Source organism: Brachybacterium sp. AOP29-B2-41 (genome assembly GCF_052378395.1).
Lineage (GTDB): Bacteria > Actinomycetota > Actinomycetes > Actinomycetales > Dermabacteraceae > Brachybacterium.
Genome location: NZ_JBQSXR010000001.1, coordinates 436,589 through 457,741 on the forward strand (window position 1 = coordinate 436,589; position 21,153 = coordinate 457,741).

Below are 21,153 nucleotides of genomic sequence, written 5' to 3' on the forward strand. Positions count from 1 at the left end.
GGGGGTGAGGAGGGTGAAGGGGTGGGGCGGAGGCAGGCGGCTCGCGGGGAGGAGCGCGCTGCAGCGCGGTCAGGCGCTGGGGAAGTTCTTCCGGCGGGCCGTCTCCTCGGTGACATCCGGGACCCGGTCCAGCAGGGAGACGCGCCCGCCATCACGGGCCCGGAAGTCGGCGAACATCCGGGTGACGTCCGGGGCGCCGAACTCGTCACGCACCGGGGCGGGCACCGTGAGCATCAGCGCTGCGGCGAGTCCGATGAACAGTGCGACTCCGCCGGTGGCGAGCCCTGCCCCGGCGGCCATCGCCAGGGAGTTGACGATCACGTCGAGGAAGCCGACGACCGTCAGCACCAGCGCGGCGACCACGCCGCTGGCCCGGGCGCTCACGGCCGGACGTGAGAGGAGCGAGGTGCGCCCGAACAGCGAGACCACCACGAAGCAGCCGCAGACCACCGCATCGATCAGGTGCAGCGACGAGCTTCCGGGCGCCTTCCCCGTGGTCGCGACGATCGCGGCCAGCAGGTGCCAGATCACCGCCGCGGTGTGCATGATCGCGCTGAGCTCGAAGGCCCGCACCGTGTAGACCAGCCAGTCGGTGCGGCGGAACGAGACCGGCATGGTCCGCACGAAGGACCGGGAGATCATCAGCCCGAAGGCGGCGACCAGGAACGGCAGGTAGACGAAGCCGGAGGCGAAGCTCAGCGGCGCCGCGAACTGCAGCCCGAGGCTGTTGTCGGCGAGCGCAGCGATCACCAGCGCGGCCACCACCGCGGTCGAGGAGACGTACCAGGATCGCTCCCGGCGCAGCGCGGAGGCCAGCACGATCCCCAGCAGCAGGGCGGAGACCAGAGCGTTGGCGAAGGTCATCAGCGAGAACGCCCAGCCGGTGGTGAACACGCGGCCCACGATCATCACGGTCGCGATCAGCAGGGAGAGCGCCGTGGCCACGGCCACGCCCTGGAGCGCGATCCGGGCCGTGCGCCGGGCTCGCGCCTGGGGCAGGTAGCCCTCGTGGACGCGCGGCTCGATGCCCAGGATCGCACCGAGCAGGAGCAGAGAGACCCCGATGCCGATGCCCACCGGTGGCCCGTCGGGAAGGGACGCGAAGAGCTTGGGCAGGGAGAGCACCAGGTCCGCGCCGATCACGGTGATGGAGACGAGCAGTGCCGGCAGCAGGCCGACCAGGCGCAGGATGCGCACGGCGACCAGCGGCGGCTTCTCGGGGACCCAGCGCAGCAGGTGCACGATCAGCAGCGTCGCGAGCCCGGTGCCGATCGCGATCTTCCCGAGCAGATCCAGCAGCGGGCTCTCAGCGAGGGTGAAGGTGGTGGTCAGCGCGGTGGCCAGGCACACCAGGGCGAACACATCGCGCAGGGCGTCGAACACGCCCAGCTCCTTGAAGCGGTTCGGCAGCACGAATCCGTTCAGCGGAATCTCGTCATCCTCGGCGTTCGGGGTGGTGCCCGAGCGCGCATAGGAGACGGTGCCCGGGCGCGACAGCGGGGAGACCAGCTCTCGCTCCGAATGCTCTCGCTCCGACTCCGCTGCATCCGCTGCAGCGGCTGCTGCAGGGGTGCCGGCATCGGCCGCCGGGTCGCGGTCGGCCGGGTAGCGGTCGGCGGGGCCGTCGATGCTGTCAGTGCCGGCTGCATCGTCGGTGTCGTCGGCGCCGTCGGCGGGATCCAGCACCGGGATCGCTCCGGTCACCGCAGCCGGTTCCGCCGCGAGATCCAGGCTGCTGAGGTCGACCGTCTCGTTCTCGCCGACCGGCAGCGAGGGCGAGACTCCCCGACGGGCGAGCAGCGGGGTGGCGTAGCGATCGAAGGCAGCACGATCCGGCAGCCGATCGGTGGGCAGGCTGTGCGGGTCGTCGACCGCGAAGATCCAGTCGGCGTCCTGGTCCCGGTGCTGACTGTCCCGTGGCTCCCTGTCCATCGACCTTCTCTCCTGCCGTGCGACGCCCTGGGGCCGTCCGTGACTGCGCTCCATGCGCGGGTGTGCGTCTTGCATCCTAGGGACGGGAGGGGTGCTCCCCCCGTCGGCGCGCCGTGGGGCGGGTGCGCAGTGCGTCTCAGGTCGTCTCACAGCAGCGCTCGGCGCCCGCGCGTGTGCGGCGGGCTCCCGGACGGCTGTTCACAGGTGCAGGCGTGTGGCGAGCTCGTGGCGCACGGCCCCGCCGCGCACCGTCAGCAGCAGCACCACCGCGACCAGGCTGAGACCGCCGCAGATCGCGGAGGGGATCACCGGGTCCACCCAGCCCAGGGCGAGGAACACGATCGGGGTGAGCCCGAGCAGCACCGTCAGCCCGCTGTAGACGACGTAGTCGCCCACCTCCATCCGGATCACGCGGGCCGTGATCAGCAGCCCGACGATCGAGGCGGCGCAGACGATCGGCACCACGAAGGTCAGGGACCAGCCGTCCCAGCCGGAGAGGTAGTCCCAGTAGACGCATACCCCGCCCGCCGCCACCACCAGGTAGACGATGAACTTGGCGAGGTTGCGGCGCTTGCTCACCGCCATCACGACCACCAGCCAGGTCGTGGCGATGCCGAGCCATACACTGCGCAGCGCGCCGATGCCGTCATCGTCGGGCCCGAACAGCAGCTGGGCGATGAAGGACAGCACGATCACGCCGAGCGAGGTGAGGGCCAGGACCCTCAGCACCCGGCGTCGGGAGAAGCGCAGCGGCACCGCCGGGTAGGGGCCGGGGACGGGCGCGCCCACCAGGGTGGTCCCGCACAGCGGGCAGCGGATCCAGTCGCCCTCGACCTGGACCGTGCAGTCGGGGCAGCGCCTCATGTCCCGAACTCCAGCAGCTCGTCCTCGGAGACGCGGGCTGCGGAGACCGTGACCTCGACTCCCGCCTCGGTGAGCAGTGCGGCGTACTCCCGCACGTGATCGGTCTGCACGAAGGGAGCGGTGAAGCTGAGGGTGAGCAGCCCGGCGTGCGAGATGGCGCAGAACTGCGGGCGCACGGCGGAGACGTGGAACAGCATCCGTCCCACATGAGACGCGGCAGGCTCGGGCAGCGTGACCCGGCCCAGGTTCGAGACCGCGACCGTCAGCCGGCGGTTGTTCGCATGGTTGATCATGCTCAGCAGCCGGTCCTTGACCGGCCTGGGCACGATCCGGGCCAGCGGCAGGCGCTCCACGCGGATCAGCCGCTGCAGCTTCTGCTCGAGCGCCTCGGGGGTGGCCTCCGCGGAGAAGCTCTCCTGGAGTCCGCGGGCCACCGCCCCGGGCGCGTCGTCGCCGTGGCCGTAGGTGTGCTCGACCCGGATGGTCGCGAAGAAGTTCCGGGCGGAGGTCGAGGGGAAGAACTGGCGCAGGTTCACCGGCACCGATGCCGCCATCGTCGGCGCCCCGTGCGCTCCCTCGTCGGCGCGGCGGATCGCCTCGAAGAACAGTGCGGTGAGGTACATCGTCAGCGCCACCCCCTCGGCCTTCGCGAGGCCCAGCACGGGCCGCGCCGGCATCGTCAGCTCGATGATGCGGGTGCGGTGATCCGGGGTGCGGGTGCCGCGCACCCGGTGGATCCGGCGCCGGGCGGGACGGGCAGCGGCGGGCTCGACGGGCGTCTCCTCCGTCGGCGGCTCATCAGCCTCCGGGACCGTGAGCACCGCAGGTGCGGCTTCTCGGCTGAACTCCTCCTGGTGGGCGTCCTCGTCAGCATCGACGGTGCGGCGACGGCGCCGGAAGTAGTGGGCGAAGGAGTCGGTGGTCAGCTCATGCACCTCCTCGGCGGCCAGCGCGCCGGTCCGGGTGCCCACTGCCCCGAGCGGAGGATCCGGGCGCTCCGCAGCCCCCGGACGCGCCTCGGCCGCCGCCACCGAGAGGGGCGGGGCCTCCTCGGGGAAGCGTCGTCGGGTGTATCCGGCCAGCAGGTCGGTGAGGAACCACAGTGCCCCGGTGCCATCGGAGAGCGCATGGAAGATCTCCAGGATGATGCGCCGGCGGTGATGGAGCACCCGGAACAGCAGCGTGCGCCGGTCCGGCTGGTAGATCGCGGCGCAGCTGGGAAGCACCTCCTCCTCCACCACCGGCTGCAGGTCGCTGTCCTGGAGGTAGTACCAGAACACCCCTCGGCGCAGCACCGCGTGATAGAGCGGGAAGCGCTCGAAGGTCTCGTCGAGCGCCTCCTGCAGCAGGGCCGGGTCGACCTCGTGGTCCAGCTCGGCGCTCATCCGGAACACCTTGGGATCCGCGTCGCTGCGGGCCGCCGGGAAGATGTTCGAGGCATTGTCCAGGCGGACCCAGTGCCGGCGGCGCACGGGCCGGTTCATGGGCTCACCTGCACTGGGGGGTCCTGGGCGGTGCTGGGCACGCCTGCCTCCAGGAATTCGTCGATCACCTCGTAGGCCTCCCGCAGCGGGCGGGCGAATCGCGGGAGGGTGATGAAGCCGTGCAGCGCCCGCTGAACCCGGTGGAGGCGCACCCGGTTGCCGGCCGCCTCGAGCGCCCGGGCGTAGGCCTCGCCTTCATCGCACAGCAGGTCCAGCTCGGCGGTGATCATGAGGGTGTCCGGCTGCCCGGAGAGGTCGGTGGCCATCAGCGGGGAGACCAGGCGATTCTTCCTCTGCTCGGGATCGGGGGCGTACATCTCGAAGTAGTCCTGGATCTCGGTGTTGGTCAGCCGGTAGTCCTCGCCGTGATGGCGCACGGAGGGGAACGGCGAGGTCTCCGGATCGTGATCCCAGTGCGTGACGGGGTACAGCAGGATCTGACGCGAGGGCGGGCGGTGGCCGCGCTCACGCAGCAGCAGGGAGACCGCCGCGGCGAGGTTCCCCCCGGCGGAGTCGCCCATCAGCACGATCTGGTCCGCGTCCTCGAGCCCGGCCCGGCGGGGATCCTCGAGCAGCCGGCGCGCGGTGCCGTAGCAGTCCTCGAGCGCGGCCGGGAACGGATGCTCGGGCGCCAGCCGGTAGTCGACCGACGCCACCCGGCAGCCGGTGAGGTCGGCCATGGTGGCGCAGGCAGGGGTGTAGCTCTCGATATCTCCGGTGACCCAGCCGCCGCCATGGAAGAACAGCAGCAGCTCGTCACGCCGCTGCACGCGCGGGGTGAACACGCGCACCGGCACGCGCCTGCCGGTCCCGCTGTCGGAGAAGGTGTCCCAGGTGGGGGTGCGGTAGCGCGCGGCAGGCAGCGCGGCCAGCTGTCGCTGCAGATGCCGCACCCGCTCGTAGTCCTCCCGCACATCGAAGCGGGCGAGGGAGACGAGGCGCAGCGCGAGCCTCAGCAGCGGGTTCACGGGCGGGAGCCCGTGACGGCGGGGAACAGGTCCATGCCTCCAGGATAGTCAGCGCTGAGGGCCGGTCCGCTCGACCTCGTCGCTCAGCACAGATCTGCCCTGTCGGCGGCGAAGCGCACTGCGGGACCGGCCTCGATCCGGCCCTCGCCCATCTCGATCACCGGGCCGATCAGGAGGCGGTGGGTGGCGGCGTCGACCGCCTGCTCGATGCGGATCGCGAAGTGGGCGAGCACGCCGGGCAGGATCGCGTCCCCGTCACCGGTGCGGGTGACCTCGAGACCGTTGAACATCCCCTGCAGCGGGGCGGCCGGGGTGCCGAAGCGGTCCGCGAGATCGTGCTGATCCTCGGCGAGCAGGTTCAGGCAGAAGTGCCCGGCCTCCTCGACCGCCTCCGCCGCCCGCGACATGCCGTACAGCGCGATCAGCATGGTGGGCGGGTCATAGGAGAGGTCGAGATAGGAGTCGACGGTCACGGCGAGATCATGGGAGCCCTGCCGGGTGCTGACCACGGCCAGCCCCACCGCGAGCAGGTCGCTGAGGCGGCGGTACTCGTCCTGGTCCACGGAATTCATCGGCGCGGCTCAGCGGGCCGTCGGGAACATCCGGGCCCGGGCCGAGCTCGAGTCCATGACCTCCTTGCCGAAGGGGAAGCAGGTCACCGGGATCAGCTTGAGATTCGCCCAGGCCAGCGGTATGCCGATGATGGTGACGGCCTGTGCGAGCGCGGTGCCCACGTGCCCGAGGGCCAGCCACCAGCCCGCGATCACGAACCAGATCACGTTGCCCAGGGTGCTCATCGCTCCGCCGCCGCCAGTGTCCACGACCTCACGGCCGAACGGCCAGAGCACGAAGCCGGCGATCCGGAAGGAGGCGATCCCGAAGGGGATCGTGACGATGAAGATGCAGGCGAGGACGCCGGCGACCAGGTAGCCCAGGAACAGAGCCCAGCCAGCGGTCAGCAGCCAGATGAGGTTGAGGATCAGAGTCAGTACGGAGCGCATGGCACCAGCCTAGGGATCTGCTGCGGCGGTGGCCATGGGGATGTCCCCCTCGGCGAGCCTGCGGGCAGCGGCCGGGAGGTCCGTCCAGCATCACGCTCCGCCGCGCAGGATCAGCTCGCCGCGCCGATTACCCTGGAGCCATGCCAGCTCCCGAGATCGCGCTGACCCAGCGTTTCCAGTCCGCCTTCACCGCCGCCTTCGGGCCCGAGTTCGCCGACGCGGATCCGATCATCCGCCCCTCCCAGTTCGCGGACTTCCAGTGCAACGCCGCGATGGGACTCGCGAAGCGCCTGGGGAAGAAGCCCCGCGACATCGCCGCCGAGATCCTCGCCGCGGTCGACCTGGACGACATCGCCGAGACCCCCGAGATCGCCGGGCCCGGCTTCCTGAACATCCGCCTGCGCACCGACTGGATCGCCGCGCAGGCCGCCGAGCTCGCCGCCGATGCGCGCCTCGGCGTCCCCTCCCCCGCCTCCCCCGACACCGTGGTGGTCGACTACTCAGCGCCGAACGTCGCCAAGGAGATGCACGTCGGGCACCTGCGCACCACCGTGGTGGGCGACTCGATCGTGCGCACGCTCGAGAAGCTCGGCCACACCGCGATCCGCCAGAACCACATCGGCGACTGGGGCACCCCCTTCGGCATGCTCATCGAGCACCTCCTCGAGGTGGGCGAGGACAGCGCCGAGGCCGATCTGCTCAAGACCGATCCCAACGCCTTCTACCAGGCAGCGCGCGGCAAGTTCGACGCCGCAGAAGCGGCCCAGGAGGCGGGCGCGGGGACCCCCGGACCCGAGGGCGGCGATTTCGCCTCCCGCGCTCGCCAGCGCGTGTCCACGCTGCAGTCCGGCGACGCCGAGTCGCTGCGGATCTGGACCAACCTCGTGGAGCTGTCCAAGCAGTACTTCCACCGCATCTACGACATGCTCGGCGTCACCCTCACCGACGAGCACCTGGCCGGCGAGTCCAGCTACAACGACCTGCTCGAGGCGGTCTGCACGGATCTCGAGGCCGCCGGGATCGCGCGGATCTCCGACGGCGCGCTGTGCGTCTTCCCCGAGGGCTTCCTGGGCCGGGACGAGCAGCCGCTGCCGCTGATCATCCGCAAGTCCGACGGCGGCTACGGCTACGCCACCACCGATCTCGCCGCGATCCGCCACCGGACCACGACGCTCGGCGCCGACCGCATCGCTTATGTGGTCGGCACCGCCCAGGAACTCCACTTCCAGATGGTCTTCAGCGTCGCCCGCGAGGCCGGCTGGCTGCCGGAGGACGTCCAGGCGCAGCACGTGAAGATCGGCTCGGTGCTCGGCGAGGACGGCAAGATCCTGCGCACCCGCTCCGGCTCCTCCCTGCGGCTGATGGCGCTGCTCGAGGAGGCCGTGGCCACCGCCCGCACCGTCATCGAGGAACTGCGACCGGACCTGCCCGAGGCGGAGCGGGAGCAGATCGCCCACGACATCGGCATCGGCGGTGTGAAGTACGCCGACCTCTCCACCGCGCACGACTCGGACTACACCTTCGACCTGGACCGGATGCTGGCCCTGACCGGCAACACCGCCCCGTACCTGCAGTACGCGGTGGCCCGGATCCGCTCGATCAGCCGCAAGGCCGCCGCCCAGGGGATCACGGCGGCCGCCGCCCCGCAGGTCGAGAACGATGCGGAGCGGGCGCTCGCGCTGGCGCTGCTGGAGTTCGGGCCGACGCTCGCCGCGGTCGGCGCCGAGTTCGAACCGCACCGGCTGTGCGCCTACCTGTTCTCGCTCGCGCAGGCATTCACCTCGTTCTACGAGGCCTCCCCGATCCTCAAGGAGTCCGACGAGGGGATCCGGGCCGGCCGACTCGCCCTCGCCCAGCTGACCGAGCAGGTGCTGGTCGACGGTCTCGACGCCCTCGGGGTGAACGCGCCTCAGCAGATGTGAGCTCCGGATGTGAGCTCTGGGCCCCGCCGGAGTGACGCCTCCGGCGGGCAACCCGCGGCAATTCATACAGCTGTCGGCCGTCGTGACCGAAACGTGGCCCGACGTTATCCAAACGTGCCCGATCCGAGCGGCTCATGCCCTGGTCCGGACGGGAAGCGGTTCCTACGCTTGAGCAGTGCCGCCGATCCGCTCCGTCCACCACCTGCTCTGGGCGCTCTACGCCCTCACGGTGATCGTGCACATCGGTGCCGTGATGATGGACGCGGACGTCGCCCAGCGGCTGACCCAGCCCCTGTTCGCACCGCTGTTGATGGCGGTGCTGCTCACCGCCGCGCCGCAGCGCTCCCGCACCACGACCCTGTTGCTCGGCGGGCTGCTGTGCGCCTGGGCCGGAGACACGCTGGGCCAGCTGCTGCCCGCTGCCGTCCAGCTCCTCACGGTGTTCGGCTTCCTGGGGGCGCTGGTCTTCTACTCGGCGGCGCTGGCCCCGATCTGGGCGCGCAGCCGCGATGCGATGCGCATCGCCCTGGCCATCCCCTATGCAGGGGTGGTGATCGGGCTGTTCGTGGCCTGCGCCGACGGCGCCGGTCCCCTGCTGCCGGTGGTCGCGGCCTATGCGGTGGCGCTGGCCACGATGGCTTTCCTCTCGGCCGGCGGCAACGGGCTGACCTGGACCGGGGGCACCCTGTTCCTGATGTCCAGCTCGCTGCTGGCGATGGACTGGTTCCTGCCGGGCGCTTCGATCGCCTACAGCACCGAGCTGGTGATGCTCACGTACACCGTGGGCCACGCCCTCCTGATCGCCGGCATGGTCCAGGCGCTGCCGCGCCGCCGCTGGACCGCCTGCGCGCCGACCGCAGCCCTCGTGATCGTCGAGAACTGAGGCCAGCCTGGGCTCTGCCGGTCAGAACCGCGGCGAGGGTGCCAGCACCCGCTCCAACAGCTCCGCCTGCTCGCGGTGGAGCCGCTCGATGTCCTCGCCCTTGCGGGCGATCAGCTGCAGGCCCAGGCGGCCGCTGACCTCGCGATAGGACAGGTCCGCCCCGTTCTCCTCGAGCTGCAGCTTCGCGACCCGCACATCGGAGAGGAACAGGTCCCGCATCCCGACGCTGAGGTGGATGGGCGGCAGCTCGTCGAGCCGGGCGTTGATCGGGGAGAGATCCGCATCGTCCAGCGCGGTGCGCCCCGCGTAGCGGCGCGCCGCGTCCCGCAGCAGGCGCCGCTCATGCACCGGATCGGTCTGATCCGTCTCGGTGATCCCGGCGTTGGACAGCTCGAGGTCCAGCCAGGGGGACATCGCGATCAGCGCGACGGGGGCGGGGATGTCACTCTGCTCCCCCAGCCGCCGCGCGATGACGAAGGCCAGGCCGCCGCCGGAGTGCTGACCGGCCAGCACCCAGGGACGGTCCGTGAGGCGGCCGTCGGCGGCGAGCGCGGCGAGCACCGATTCCACGTCATCCCGACCCACCGGGTGCTGATGGTCGGGGGCGTTGCGATAGTCGATCATCAGCCCGGCGCAGCCTCTGGCCTCGGCCTGACGGGAGAGCCAGGCCCAGTCGCTCGCGAACGGGCCGGAGACGTAAGCACCGCCGTGGAGGTAGATGATGATGCCGTTGTCGGCGCGGTGCTCGTCGAGCCAGACGGTGCGGGTGCGGCCGATCATCTCGGGCTCGATCGCGTGGGACTTCAGCACGTGGCCGGGCGGGTTGGCGCGGCGGGCCTCGCTCAGCGCCTGGTGGGACAGAACCGCGGGAATCGGGATCCGTCGCGCGGCACGTGCCCCTGTCACCACGACGTCTCGAATGCGTCCCATCAGTGCCTCCTGTCCGCGACCTCGAAGGCCGCCTCGCTGGCGAATGCGTCCAGACTAACGAACCGAGCTGGGACCTGGCCGCCGCCGCGCCCCGGTAGCCTTCCCCCATGCCTCGATCGCCCCTGTCTCCGTCGGCGCCTTCCCACCCGCTCCCCGGCCCCCTGCTGATCCTCGTCGCGATGCCCGAGGAGGCGTCGCCGGTGGTCGCCCGGCTCGATGATGCCTCCGAACTCGAGGTCCCCTTCACCGGGGGCGTCGCCGCTGTGCGCGGTGCCCTGCAGGGCATCGACACCGTGGTGGTCACCACCGGGATCGGGATCGCCGCCGCCGCAGCGGCCGCCACCTGGGGCATCCTCAGCACTGCCCCGGCCCTGGTCGTCGCCGCCGGCTCCTGCGGCGGTCTCGCGGCCGACGTCGAGGTGGGCACGCTGGTGGTGGGCGAGACCTTCACCTACTCGATCGCGGATGCCACGGCCTTCGGCTACGCCCCGGGGCAGGTCCCCGGCGGTCCCGAGCGCTTCGAGGCCGAGGCGGCCTGGGCTGATCTGGCCGAGCAGGCGGCTCGTCGGGCCGACGCGCAGGCGGCCCAGGGCGAGCGCCGCGGGGTGCGGCGCGGCCTGATGCTCTCCGGCGACGCCTTCGTCACCTCCGAGATCGCCGAGCCGATGCGTGCGCGGTTCCCGGCAGCGGTGAGCACCGATATGGAGACCACGGCGAGCGCCCGCACCGCCGCGGTGCTCCGGGTTCCCTTCATCGCGCTGCGCGCAGTCTCGGACCTGTGCGGGCCGGCCGCCGGTCAGCAGTTCCATCTCGAGCTGGACCTGGTCGCGGAGATCTCTGCGCGCGCGGTGGAGGAGCTCGCGGCGCTGCTGTCGCAGGGCTGACGCCGGCCCGCGCCCCGGCCGGTGTGCTGTGTGACGGCGCACCCGCAGGCCGTCTGAAGGGCTCCTGCAGGGCCCCGCCCTCGATGTCCGCGTTAAGGTTCAGAGGCCCGGTTCGTCGATTTCGTGACCTGGATCACCCTCGTGGTGTGCGGTGCGGCGGTCGGGCCTGTCCCCGTCCCCTTCCGGAAAGAGGCACCGTGTCCACTCCGACGACACCGAACTCTCCCCCGCCCTCCTCCCCCTCCGATGACGTGCCGCGCCCTGTGGGCGGGTACTCCCTCTCGAAGCCGGTCTTCTTCACCGCCGGAGGCATCATCCTGCTCGCCGTGGCCTTCGCGCTGCTGCTGCCGGACGTCTTCAACTCAGCGATCTCGACCCTGAACTCGACGGTCGTGAGCTCGATCGGCTGGTACTACGTCCTGATCGTCACGGCCTTCGTGGGCTTCGGCATCGTGGTCGCGGCCAGCCGGATGGGCAATATCAAGCTCGGCAAGGACGACGACGAGCCCGAGTACAGCCTCTTCTCCTGGTTCGCGATGCTCTTCGCCGCCGGCATGGGCATCGGCTTGGTCTTCTGGGGGGCGGCGGAACCGCTGACCTTCTACAGCGAGGCCGGGGCACCGCCGAACGCCGCGGGTCTGGCGGATCCGGACCGGGCCGAGCGCGCGCTCGGCCAGACCTTCCTGCACTGGGGCCTGCACGCCTGGGGCATCTACGTCATCGTCGGCCTCGCCGTCGCCTACGCGGTGCACCGGCGGGGCCGCCCGGTCTCCATCCGGTGGGCGCTCGAACCGATTCTCGGCAAGCGCACCGATACCTGGATCGGCGACGTCATCGACATCATCGCCCTCGTGGGCACCCTCTTCGGCATCGCCACCTCGCTCGGCTTCGGCGTGAACCAGATCGCTGCCGGGCTCGACCACCTCGGAGTGCTCCCGAACTCCACCACGGTCCAGGTCATCATCGTGCTCGTGGTGACGGCGCTGGCGACCCTCTCGGCCGCCAGCGGCGTCGACAAGGGCATCAAGCTGCTGTCCAACCTGAACATGGGCCTGGCGGCGATCCTCCTGATCGCTGTGCTGATCCTCGGCCCGACCCTGTTCCTGCTGCGCGACGTGGTCTCGAACATCGGCTACTACCTGCAGAACTTCCTCCAGCTCGCCTTCCAGACCCTGCCGTTCCGCGGTGAGGAGGGCGCCAGTTGGATCAACGGCTGGACCACGTTCTACTGGGGCTGGTGGATCTCCTGGTCGCCCTTCGTCGGCGTGTTCATCGCCCGCATCTCCAAGGGCCGCACCGTGCGCCAGTTCGTCACCGGCGTGCTGCTGGTCCCGACTGCGCTGACGTTCCTCTGGTTCACCATCATGGGCGGCACCGCGCTGTACAAGTCCGTCATCGAGGGCATCGACTTCACCGGGGAGGACGGGTCGATCGACGCGAACACCGCGCTGTTCGACACCTTCGCCCAGCTGCCGGCCGGCGCGCTGCTCTCGGGCATCGCCATCATCCTGGTCTCGATCTTCTTCATCACCAGCGCCGACTCCGGTGCCTTCGTGATGGACATGATCGCCCACAAGGGTGACCCGAACCCCCCGCGGATCACCCGGATCTTCTGGGCCTCCGCCTCCGGTGTCATCGCGGCCTCCCTGATCTGGGTCAGCTCGCTGTCCGGTGATGCCGAAGCCTCGGGGATGACGGCGCTGCAGTCCCTCGCGCTGCTGTCAGCACGTCCGTTCTCGATCGTGATGATCGGCATGTGCATCTCGCTCTGGCGGTCCCTGAGCAAGGAGGTCGAGGTCATCGAGCGGCTCGAGCTGCGGATTCGTCAGCGAGAGTTCATCGAGCGCTACTCCGAGGAGATCGGCGATCGCGTCGACGCACGGGTCGACGTCCAGGTCGCCGAGCACCTGCAGACCTTCACCGGGGAGATGCAGCTCCCGCCGATGGATGGTTCGAGCAAGGCCCCCGGGAGCGGTGCCGCCCCCGGTCGCCGCAGCCGGAAGAACCCCTTCACCCGCGGTTCCTGAGCGCTGCTGCACGTGGCGATCCCGTTCAGCGGGCCGCCACGTGCAGGATCTCCGCGCCCTGGACCAGGGCGCGCAGGTTCTCGCTGATCCGCGCGTCGGCCCCGACCGGACGGCCGCCGGCTGCATGGGGGGTGATCAGCAGGCGCGGGGCATCCCACAGCGGGTCCTCGGCCGGCAGCGGCTCCGGATCGGTGACGTCCACTGCGGCGCCGCCCAGGGTGCCCGCCTCGAGCGCCTCGCGCAGTGCGACCTGGTCCACGGTGGCGCCGCGGCCCACGTTGATCAGCAGCGCATGGTCCGGGAGCGCGGCCAGCACCTCGCGGCCCACGATCACGGAGGTCTGCTCCGTCGCGGGCAGGATGTTGATCAGCACGTCCACCTCGGGCAGCGCGGCGTGCACCGTCTTCTCGGCGATCACCTCGAAGCCTGCCCGGTTGCCGGCGCTGCGGGCGGCTCCCCGCACCTCGGCGCCGAGCGCCTGCAGGGTGGGGGCGAGGGTCTGCCCGATCTGTCCGAAGCCCCAGATCAGCACCCGGGCACCGATCAGGGTGGTGAGTCGGCCCTCGGGGTGCAGAGGCTGCAGGCCGCCGAGCTCCGAGGACCATTCGTGGCGCTGCTGCGCCTCACGGCTCTCCGGGAGGCGGCGCACCAGGCTCAGCAGCAGCGCGAGGGCGTGCTCGCTGACCGTGAGGGAGTGCAGCCCAGCTCCGGCGGCGATCACCACATCCTCGTGGAAGCCGGCGGCGAGGATCCCGTCGACCCCGGCCGAGAGCGACTGCACGAGCTTCAGCTCCGGCAGCTGCTCGGCCGCGGAGGCGAGATGGCGGCGGGAGGCTCCCCAGACCACCAGCGCGTCCGCGTCATGATGTGCGGCCGGGATCTCGGCCCGGGCGTCGATCGTCACCGCCTCCCAGCCCTCGGGCAGCGTGGGGTCCAGCGGGATGGTGTCGGGCAGCAGGATCTTCATGGCCCCAGACTACGGATCCGCGCTGCTCCCGGCGCCGCACCGCCGCTCTCCGGACCGACGATTTCCGGATGCCGTGCTGGGGGCTGGTCAGATAGCCTGCGGGCATGCGCTCCGGCCCCGCACGATCCCTGTTCAGCATGACCAGACTGGCGGGCGGTGCGCGCGCGATGCTGCGCTCGGCGATCCGCGGGACGGGGCAGCGGGCCCGCCGGGTCGCGGTCGCGGCTCCGCTGGACACCGGTGGCTTCCTCGGCGCGTCGGTCGCCGCCTGGATCTCCACCTCCCCGAGCCTGCTGCCGCGCACCTGGTGGATGTGGGGCGTGAACATCGGGCTGTCCGAGGTCTACGGCTACGCGAGCGGCGTGCTGGCGAGGAAGCTGGTGCGTCGGATCGCCAGCGAGATCGGTCTGCAGGTGCAGATCGCTCCCGATCATCGCGTCCGGGCTCGCTGGGCCGGAGCGGCCGCGCTGGTGGGCATCTCGTCCTACTCCTGGGTGCGAGGGGTGCGGCGTCAGCGGGAGATCAGCCATCGGGTGCAGCAGGAGCCGAAGAGCCTCGCGACCCACGTGGTGGGCAGCGCGGCGGGCCTCGGCGCCTCTCTCGGCGCCCTGGTGCTGGCCCGCTCGGTGATCGCGACCGCGCACCTGTACCGCGCGATGCTGCGTCCCTACCTCCCACCCCGGACCGTGCGCGTGCTCTCCCTGCTGCTCACCGCGGCGACCGTCGCGGTGGTCACCGACCGGCTGCTCCGCGGCCGTGTGCTGGAGAACATGCTGGAGCGGGCCGAGGCCGCGAACCTGCTGATCTCCCCGGATGTCCCCCGCCCCACCTCGCCGCTTCGCTCGGGTGGTCCCCAGTCGCTCGAGACCTGGCAGTCGCTCGGTGCGCCCGGCCGGAAGATCGTCTCCGGCGGCGCGGACCGCCGCCTGATCACCCGGACCGTCGGCCGGGAGGCGCTCGAGCCGATCCGCGTCTACGCAGCGAAGTCCGCCTCCCGTTCGCTCGAGGACACCACCGCCGCCTTGATCGCTGAGCTGGACCGCACCGGGGCCTGGGACCGCGAGGTGCTGGTGCTGTTCACCGGCACCGGCACCGGCTGGCTGCAGGAATGGTCGCTCTCGGCGATCGAGTTCCTCACGGCCGGGAACTGCGCCACCGCCTCGATCCAGTACTCCTTCTACCCCAGCCCGCTGACGTATCTGGTGGACCGTCGTTCCCCCCAGCGGGCCGGGCGCCTGCTGCTCGACGCGGTCCGGCGCCGGCTGGCCGAGCTCCCGGCGGATCGCCGGCCCGCGCTCTATGTGGCCGGGGAATCCCTGGGCTCCTATGGCGGTCAGGCCGCCTTCCGGGACGTCCCGGAGATGCTCTCCACGATCGACGGCGCGGTCTGGACCGGGACCCCGAGCATCACGCCGCTCTGGCAGCAGCTCACCGCGCACTCCCGTCCCGGCTCCCCCGCCGTCGCCCCGATCATCGACAGCGGGCGCAACATCCGTGTGGTCACCCGGCCGCGGGACCTGGTGCGCAACTACTGGGGCGGCCTCTACGCGCCGTGGGAGCATCCGCGGGTGGTCTACGCCCAGCACCCCTCCGACCCGGTGGTCTGGATGGATCTCTCACTGCTCTGGCGGGAACCGGCCTGGCTGCGGGAACGGGTGGGTCACGATGTCACCCCCGCGATGCGCTGGTTCCCCTGGATCACCTTCTGGCAGATCGCGGCGGATATGCCGCTGTCGATCAAGGTCAGAGGAGGTCACGGTCACTCCTATCACGAGGAGATGGTGCCGATCTGGGCCGCGGTGCTGGGCCAGGACGGCGCCGGGGCCGGAACCGAGGCGCAGCAGATGGCGCAGCGGCGCTGGCTCCGCGCGATCGTCGACGCGATCCGCGAGATCACCCCACAGCCATGAGAGCAGCCGTGAGCGGTGCTCCTGCGTGCAGGAGACCGCGCCCGCTCAGGGCATGGGTCCGACGGCCACGGGACGGGATGCCTCCGCGCTCCACTGCGACCACGATCCCGGGAACAGGCGCACCCGGGTGAAGCCTGCACGTTCCAGAGCCAGCACGTCATGGGTCGCGGTGACGCCCGAGCCGCAGTACACGATGGTCTCGCGGTCCTCGCGCACCCCGGCGGCCTCGAAGCGGCGACGCAGCTGCTGCGGGGGCAGGAAGCGGCCCTCCGGATCCAGGTTCTCGGCGAAGGGCAGGTTCACGGCGCCGGGGATGTGCCCGGCGCGGGGGTCGATCGGCTCGACGTCCCCGCGGTAGCGCTCGGCGGCGCGGGCATCGATCACCAGGGCCGCCCCGGCGGCGACCTCGTCCGCGGTGGCGATGCGGTGCGCGGGCCAGTCACGCACCGGCACGTCACCGGCGGCGGGACGCACGTCCGTCGTCTCCAGCGGCCCGTCCCAGGCATCCAGACCGCCGCTGAGCACCGCGGCGTCGTGCCCCAGTGCTCGCAGCATCCACACCAGGCGACCGGCCGGGGCCCCGTTGCTGTCGTCGTAGGCGACCACGGTGGAGCCTTCCGTGATGCCGGCCCTGCGCAGCGACGCCGCGAAGTCAGCCGCCGCAGGAAGGGGGTGACGCCCCGCCTCGCGCCGGGCGGGAGCGGCCAGCTCGGTGTCGAGGTCGAGGTAGACCGCACCCGGCAGATGACCCTCGAGATAGGTGTGATGGCCCTTGGAACCATCCAGCGCCCAGCGCACGTCGAGCAGCTGGACCTGGCTGTCACCCGCAGCGGCTCCCGTGAGCAGCGTCTGCAGGTGGGCGATGTCGATGATCGGAGGCAGTGCGGAGGTCATGTCAGAAGCCTACGACCCCACAGTGCGTTCACGCAGGGCTCAGGACTTGAGCTGGAGGTCCACCCGCACCAGGCGATGATCGGAGGTCGGGAACGGGTACACGCCGGTCAGCTCGCTGCCGGGGTGTCCCTGCGACGGCCAGAACACCGCGGAGGAGACCACCTGGAGCGGCCGAGAGGGGAGCACATAGTCCACCCGGAGGTTGCCCGGGGCGGGATCGTCGCCGAAGTCGGCGGTGTCGAACTGGGGGTCCCCGAGATGTTCGCGGTTCGCCGCCCCCTGCGTGGTCGCAGCCTCCACCGCGCCCGAGCTGCGGGGCTTGGTGTCCTGCACCCGCGCATGGGAGAGCAGCCGATCGATAGCACCGGGCCATGAGTCGCCGTCGAGCGGATCGGAGTTGTAGTCGCCCAGGATCACGAACTGCTCCTGGGGTGCGAGCCCTCCGCGAATGCCGGCATCATCGACGATCCAGCTCGAGCGTCGGCCGGGACTGAGGTAGTCGGCCCACAGGCGGATCTCGTCGCTGTTGCGGCGCTGGTTGCGCTTCTCGGGCCCGTCGAAGCTCGGCGGGGTGGGATGCGCGGCCAGCACATGCAGGGTGCTCGGACCGACCTGCACCGGCACATCCCAGTGCGACTTCGAGCTCAGGCGCAGCCGGGCCGCGATCTCCGGGCCGTAGAACTCGGTGGGCAGCAGGTTGCTGGGCATGTCCGCCCAGAGCAGGTTCTGGAAGGTGCGCACCTGATCCGTGAGGATGGGGAAGCGGGAGAGGATCGCCATCCCGTACTGGCCGGGGAACTCCCCGAAGCCCCAGGCATCATCCGGCCCGCCCACGGTCCCATCACGGTTCAGATCCATCCCGCTGGGCACCCCGGTGTTCACCGGGGCGGTGAAGACGTAGGGGTAGAAGACCGCGCTCTTGCCGTTCTGCGGCACCTCGAGGTACTTCTCGCGGAAGAGGTCCAGGCCGGCACCGGCCTCGTCGTGGTCGAACTCGTTCAGCAGCAGCACGTCGGGGTTGTTGATCTGGATGACCTCGGCGACCGCGCGGATCTGCGGGTCCTCACCGGTGGCGAGGTCCTCGAGCAGCTGCCCGGCCCGGCCCCGATTGAGCGAGGCGTTGAAGGTCGCGACTCGCAGGTTCTGGAAGCGGCCGCTGTGACGAGCAGGTGCCGGGGCGGCCTCCGCCACGGCGGGCAGACCGAAACCGGCGGCAGCAGCCGCGACGAGTGCTCGACGACGGGTTACGCGAGGAGTCATACCCCCATTGTGCACTCTCCGGAGAGCGCACGACAGTTCGCTGTGGACGGCCCGCCTGCACCCCCTCCCGTGAGCCGCGCCAGATGCGCGCCAGATGACAGACTGGGGAGCATGAGAATCGCATTCCTGGGAACCGGCCGCATGGGCACCGAGCTCGCCCTTCACCTGGTCAAGGACCATGAGCTGACAGTCTGGAACCGCACCGCGGAGCGCACCGCGCGGCTGGCCGACGCGGGTGCCGCGGTCGCCGCCACCGCCGCTGCGGCCGTCGACGGTGCCGAACTGGTCATCACCTCCCTGTTCGGACCCGACGCGGTGCGCGAGACGGTCATCGCGCCCGCGCTGATCCCCGGGGGCATCCCCTGGGTGGACACCACGACCGTCTCCCCCGCCGATGCGGACGAGTTCGCCGCCGCAGTCCCCACCTATGTGGGTGTGCCGGTGGTCGGCTCGCTGGGCCCCGCCCGCCACAGCGCGCTCGGCGTCTACGTCGGCACCCCTGACGCCGCCCTGCGGGCCCGGGTGATGGAGCTGGTGGCCCCCTGGGCCGATCCGACGCGGCTGATCGGGGTGGATTCCGGCCGGAAGGCCGCCGTCGGGAAGCTGCTTGCGAACCTGGCCCTTGCGATCAGCGCGCAGGGCCTGCGCGAGGCGCTCGCCCTCGGCGAGGCGACCGGCGCCTCCGCCGAGGAGACCCTCGAGATGCTCGGCGGGACCGGTCTCGCCTTCATCGCCACGATGAAGGGCCCCTTCGTCCGCGGCGAGCGCACGACCGAGGGCGGAGACTTCACGGCGAATGCGATCGCGAAGGATGCCCGGCTGATGATCGACAGCGTTGAGGGCACGGCGCGTCCGGGTGCTGACCTGCCCGCCCTGCATGGCGCGCTGGCCTCGTTGGATGCTGAGATCGAGGCGGGTCACGGCGAGCATGACTTCTCGACGATGCTGCTGCCGGGAGCCGAGCCGACGACCCGCTGAGAGGCTGACTCCCTCCGCTCGCCGCTTCGGGGTCAGATACCGACGGCGGCGAGCACGGCGCGCGCGGTGGCCTGCGGGTCAGCTCCGACCTCGACCTGGACGTCCTCGACCGCCGCGGCGTCGAGGATCGCAGTGAGCTCGTCGAAACGGTCCAGGTGCCAGGCGAGTCCTGTTGGGTCGTGCTCGTGCCGACGGCGCAGACGGGCGCGCACCAGATCCCGCGGGGCGCTCAACCGCACCACGGTGAGCGGGCTGCCGAGCGCCGCCTGGTACTCCTGCCGCACTGTGCGCTCCTCGAGCACCCCAGCCGCGACCAGCACCCGGGCGCCGGCCGCGCGATAGTTCGCCGCGACGGCGGTGAGGTTCCGGTGTTCGAGGGCGGAGTGGAACCTGTCGCCTGCGGGGGCCGGCCAGGCCAGACGCAGCTGGTCCAGATCGATCACCGCACCGGGGATGTCCCGCGCCCGGAGCTCGTCACCGATCGCGTGCGCGGTGGTGGTCTTGCCGACGCCGACCGCGCCGCTGAGCAGCAGCGCGTGCGGCGACGCTCCGAGGTCATCAGCCCAGTTCATCATCAGCCCCGCTCACCGCAGGTCCACCAGGATTCCGCGGGCCGCCTGGCGTCCGGAGAAGAGGCAGCCACCGAGGAAGGTGCCCTCGAGGGCGTTGTGCCCGTGCACGCCGCCGCCCCCGAACCCGCTCGCCTCACCCGCCGCGTACAGACCGGGCAGCGGCTCGGTGCCGGCGGCCGTACCCGCCTCGCGCTGCACCCGCCCGCCGAGATCGGTCTCGAGGCCGCCGAGGGTCTTGCGCAGCAGCACGTGCAGGCGCACCGCGATCAGCGGACCGGCCTTCGCATCCAGCAGCCGATGCGGGGCGGCAGTGCGGATCAGCCGGTCACCCACGTACTTCCGCGTTCCGCGCAGGGCCGTGATCTGAGCGTCCTTCGAGAACGGGTTCCGCACCTCTGCGTCCCGGGCGCGGATCACGCGCTCGAGCTCCTCAGCCTCGATCAGCTCCTCACCTGTCAGCGCGTTCATCTGGCGGACCAGGTCGGGAACGGAATCCGCCTGCAGGAAGTCCTCGCCGTGATCGAGGAAGGCCTGCACCGGGCCGGGCGCGCCGGGCTTGATGCGGGAGAGCACCTGCCGGACGTCCCTGCCGGTGAGGTCCGGGTTCTGCTCGCTGCCGGAGAGCGCGAACTCCTTCTCGATGATCTTCGCGGTGAGCACGAACCAGGAGTGGTCATGGCCGGTGGTGCGCAGGTGGCGGAGCGTCGAGGTGGTGTCGAAGCCGGGATAGGCGGGCGCCGGCAGCCGTCTCCCACGGGCGTCGATCCAGAGCGAGGAGGGGCCGGGCAGGATGCGGATCCCATGTCCCCGCCAGACCGGGTCCCAGTTGCGGATTCCCTCGGTGTAGTGCCACATCCGGTCCTGGTGGATCCAGTGACCGCCGGCCCGGGTCGCGGCGAGCATCCCCGTGCCGTCCACGCTCGCCGGCACCCCGTGCACGAACTGCTCGGGCATGGTCCCCAGCTCCGCGGGCCACAGCTGACGCACCAGCTCCTGGTTGCCGCCGATGCCGCCGGTGGCCACCAGCACCGCCGCAGCGTGCTCCTCGAACTCCCCGGTGACCTCTCGGGTCGAGCCGACTCCGCGCGCGCTGGCTTCGGCTGCGAGGACGCTGCCGCGCACCCCGGTCACGCGCCCGTCCTCGACCAGCAGATCCTCGACCGCGTGCCGCGTGCGCAGCACGATGCGGCCGGCCTCGCGATGTGCGGCGAGCTTGTGCAGGAAGGGTTCGAGGATCCCCGGGCCGGTGCCCCAGGTGATGTGGAAGCGCGGCACTGAGTTGCCGTGTCCCTCGGCGCGACCGTCCCCCCGCTCGGCCCAGCCCACCACCGGGAAGCTGCGGTGGCCGAGCTCGCGCAGCCACTCCCGCTTCTCCCCGGCCGCGAACTGCAGGTAGGCCTCTGCCCAGCGCCGTGGCCAGTGGTCTGCGGGGCTGTCGAAGGCGGCGGAGCCCAGCCAGTCCTGGCGGGCCAGGTCGAGGCTGTCGCGGATCCCCAGTCGGCGCTGCTCCGGGGAGTCGACGAGGAACAGCCCACCGAAGCTCCACCAGGCCTGGCCGCCGAGGTCCTGCTCCCCCTCGCGTTCGAGCAGCAGCACGCGCCTGCCGCCGTCGGCGATCTCGGTGGCGGCCACCAGCCCCGCCAGCCCGGCTCCCACCACGATCACCTCGGCGCTCAT

General features: G+C 71.2%; 18 protein-coding genes. 6 read left to right on the top strand and 12 right to left on the bottom strand.

All coding sequences use genetic code 11. From position 1 onward, the window contains the following. Positions 1 to 69 precede the first annotated feature (69 nt). The 6 genes from ACT3T9_RS02005 to ACT3T9_RS02030 all read right to left on the bottom strand — a co-directional run bounded on the left by ACT3T9_RS02005 (position 70) and on the right by ACT3T9_RS02030 (position 6,249). Positions 70 to 1,932, bottom strand: coding sequence for a DUF7937 domain-containing protein (locus ACT3T9_RS02005; protein WP_441445291.1), 1,863 nt, complete (start codon positions 1,930 to 1,932; stop codon positions 70 to 72). Positions 1,933 to 2,130: 198 nt separating this feature from the next. Beyond that, the gene (locus ACT3T9_RS02010) at positions 2,131 to 2,796 is read right to left on the bottom strand and encodes a DUF6320 domain-containing protein (RefSeq protein ID WP_441445290.1); all 666 of its coding nucleotides are present in this window, start codon (positions 2,794 to 2,796) and stop codon (positions 2,131 to 2,133) included. Continuing rightward, entirely contained in the window at positions 2,793 to 4,280 is a 1,488-nt protein-coding gene (locus tag ACT3T9_RS02015; RefSeq protein ID WP_441445289.1) for an alcohol acetyltransferase, read from the bottom strand. The genes ACT3T9_RS02010 and ACT3T9_RS02015 overlap by 4 nt, the downstream gene beginning before the upstream one ends. Further along, positions 4,277 to 5,248, bottom strand: a complete 972-nt coding sequence (locus ACT3T9_RS02020; RefSeq protein ID WP_441445288.1) for an alpha/beta hydrolase — start codon at positions 5,246 to 5,248, stop codon at positions 4,277 to 4,279. Before ACT3T9_RS02020 ends, ACT3T9_RS02015 begins: the two co-directional genes overlap by 4 nt. 83 nt (positions 5,249 to 5,331) lie before the next feature. Beyond that, positions 5,332 to 5,820, bottom strand: coding sequence for a flavin reductase family protein (locus tag ACT3T9_RS02025; RefSeq protein ID WP_441445287.1), 489 nt, complete (start codon positions 5,818 to 5,820; stop codon positions 5,332 to 5,334). Positions 5,821 to 5,829: 9 nt separating this feature from the next. Then, entirely contained in the window at positions 5,830 to 6,249 is a 420-nt protein-coding gene (locus ACT3T9_RS02030) for a YccF domain-containing protein (protein WP_441445286.1), read from the bottom strand. A gap of 140 nt (positions 6,250 to 6,389) precedes the next feature. Between ACT3T9_RS02030 and argS the strand changes: the two genes are divergently transcribed. Then, the gene (gene argS / locus ACT3T9_RS02035; RefSeq protein WP_444502492.1) at positions 6,390 to 8,171 is read left to right on the top strand and encodes an arginine--tRNA ligase; all 1,782 of its coding nucleotides are present in this window, start codon (positions 6,390 to 6,392) and stop codon (positions 8,169 to 8,171) included. 175 nt (positions 8,172 to 8,346) lie between these two features. Further along, the gene (locus ACT3T9_RS02040) at positions 8,347 to 9,054 is read left to right on the top strand and encodes a lysoplasmalogenase family protein (RefSeq protein ID WP_441445283.1); all 708 of its coding nucleotides are present in this window, start codon (positions 8,347 to 8,349) and stop codon (positions 9,052 to 9,054) included. Between the two features lie 21 nt (positions 9,055 to 9,075). Here ACT3T9_RS02040 and ACT3T9_RS02045 read toward each other — a convergent pair whose 3' ends face one another. Beyond that, positions 9,076 to 9,984 (bottom strand): alpha/beta hydrolase fold domain-containing protein, encoded by a 909-nt coding sequence (locus ACT3T9_RS02045; protein WP_442332446.1) that lies wholly within the window; start codon positions 9,982 to 9,984, stop codon positions 9,076 to 9,078. Between the two features lie 107 nt (positions 9,985 to 10,091). Here ACT3T9_RS02045 and mtnN point away from each other — a divergent pair, with 107 nt between their 5' ends. Both mtnN and ACT3T9_RS02055 read left to right on the top strand, forming a co-directional pair. Further along, positions 10,092 to 10,868, top strand: coding sequence for a 5'-methylthioadenosine/S-adenosylhomocysteine nucleosidase (gene mtnN / locus ACT3T9_RS02050; RefSeq protein ID WP_444605856.1), 777 nt, complete (start codon positions 10,092 to 10,094; stop codon positions 10,866 to 10,868). 197 nt (positions 10,869 to 11,065) lie between these two features. Next, the gene (locus ACT3T9_RS02055; protein WP_444605857.1) at positions 11,066 to 12,895 is read left to right on the top strand and encodes a BCCT family transporter; all 1,830 of its coding nucleotides are present in this window, start codon (positions 11,066 to 11,068) and stop codon (positions 12,893 to 12,895) included. Positions 12,896 to 12,920: 25 nt separating this feature from the next. Here ACT3T9_RS02055 and ACT3T9_RS02060 read toward each other — a convergent pair whose 3' ends face one another. Then, positions 12,921 to 13,862: a phosphoglycerate dehydrogenase gene (locus tag ACT3T9_RS02060; RefSeq protein ID WP_444605858.1), complete on the bottom strand. Its 942-nt coding sequence runs from the start codon at positions 13,860 to 13,862 to the stop codon at positions 12,921 to 12,923. Between the two features lie 104 nt (positions 13,863 to 13,966). On the opposite strand from ACT3T9_RS02060, the gene ACT3T9_RS02065 reads away from it, so the two are divergent. Next, entirely contained in the window at positions 13,967 to 15,772 is a 1,806-nt protein-coding gene (locus ACT3T9_RS02065; protein WP_444605859.1) for an alpha/beta hydrolase, read from the top strand. Between the two features lie 45 nt (positions 15,773 to 15,817). Here ACT3T9_RS02065 and ACT3T9_RS02070 read toward each other — a convergent pair whose 3' ends face one another. Further along, on the bottom strand, positions 15,818 to 16,666 hold the full coding sequence (locus ACT3T9_RS02070) for a sulfurtransferase (RefSeq protein WP_444605860.1): 849 nt from the start codon (positions 16,664 to 16,666) through the stop codon (positions 15,818 to 15,820). Positions 16,667 to 16,705: 39 nt separating this feature from the next. Beyond that, entirely contained in the window at positions 16,706 to 17,926 is a 1,221-nt protein-coding gene (locus ACT3T9_RS02075) for an endonuclease/exonuclease/phosphatase family protein (protein ID WP_442332659.1), read from the bottom strand. Positions 17,927 to 18,037: 111 nt separating this feature from the next. Here ACT3T9_RS02075 and ACT3T9_RS02080 point away from each other — a divergent pair, with 111 nt between their 5' ends. Continuing rightward, positions 18,038 to 18,904 carry an NAD(P)-dependent oxidoreductase gene (locus ACT3T9_RS02080; protein ID WP_442332658.1) on the top strand — a complete coding sequence of 289 codons (867 nt, stop codon included), beginning with the start codon at positions 18,038 to 18,040 and terminating at the stop codon, positions 18,902 to 18,904. A 32-nt stretch (positions 18,905 to 18,936) separates the two neighbouring features. Here the strand turns inward: ACT3T9_RS02080 and ACT3T9_RS02085 are convergent, their stop codons facing one another. Together ACT3T9_RS02085 and ACT3T9_RS02090 are read right to left on the bottom strand one after the other, a co-directional pair. After that, positions 18,937 to 19,479 (bottom strand): AAA family ATPase, encoded by a 543-nt coding sequence (locus ACT3T9_RS02085; RefSeq protein ID WP_442332657.1) that lies wholly within the window; start codon positions 19,477 to 19,479, stop codon positions 18,937 to 18,939. Between the two features lie 9 nt (positions 19,480 to 19,488). After that, positions 19,489 to 21,153 (bottom strand): FAD-binding dehydrogenase, encoded by a 1,665-nt coding sequence (locus ACT3T9_RS02090; protein ID WP_444605861.1) that lies wholly within the window; start codon positions 21,151 to 21,153, stop codon positions 19,489 to 19,491.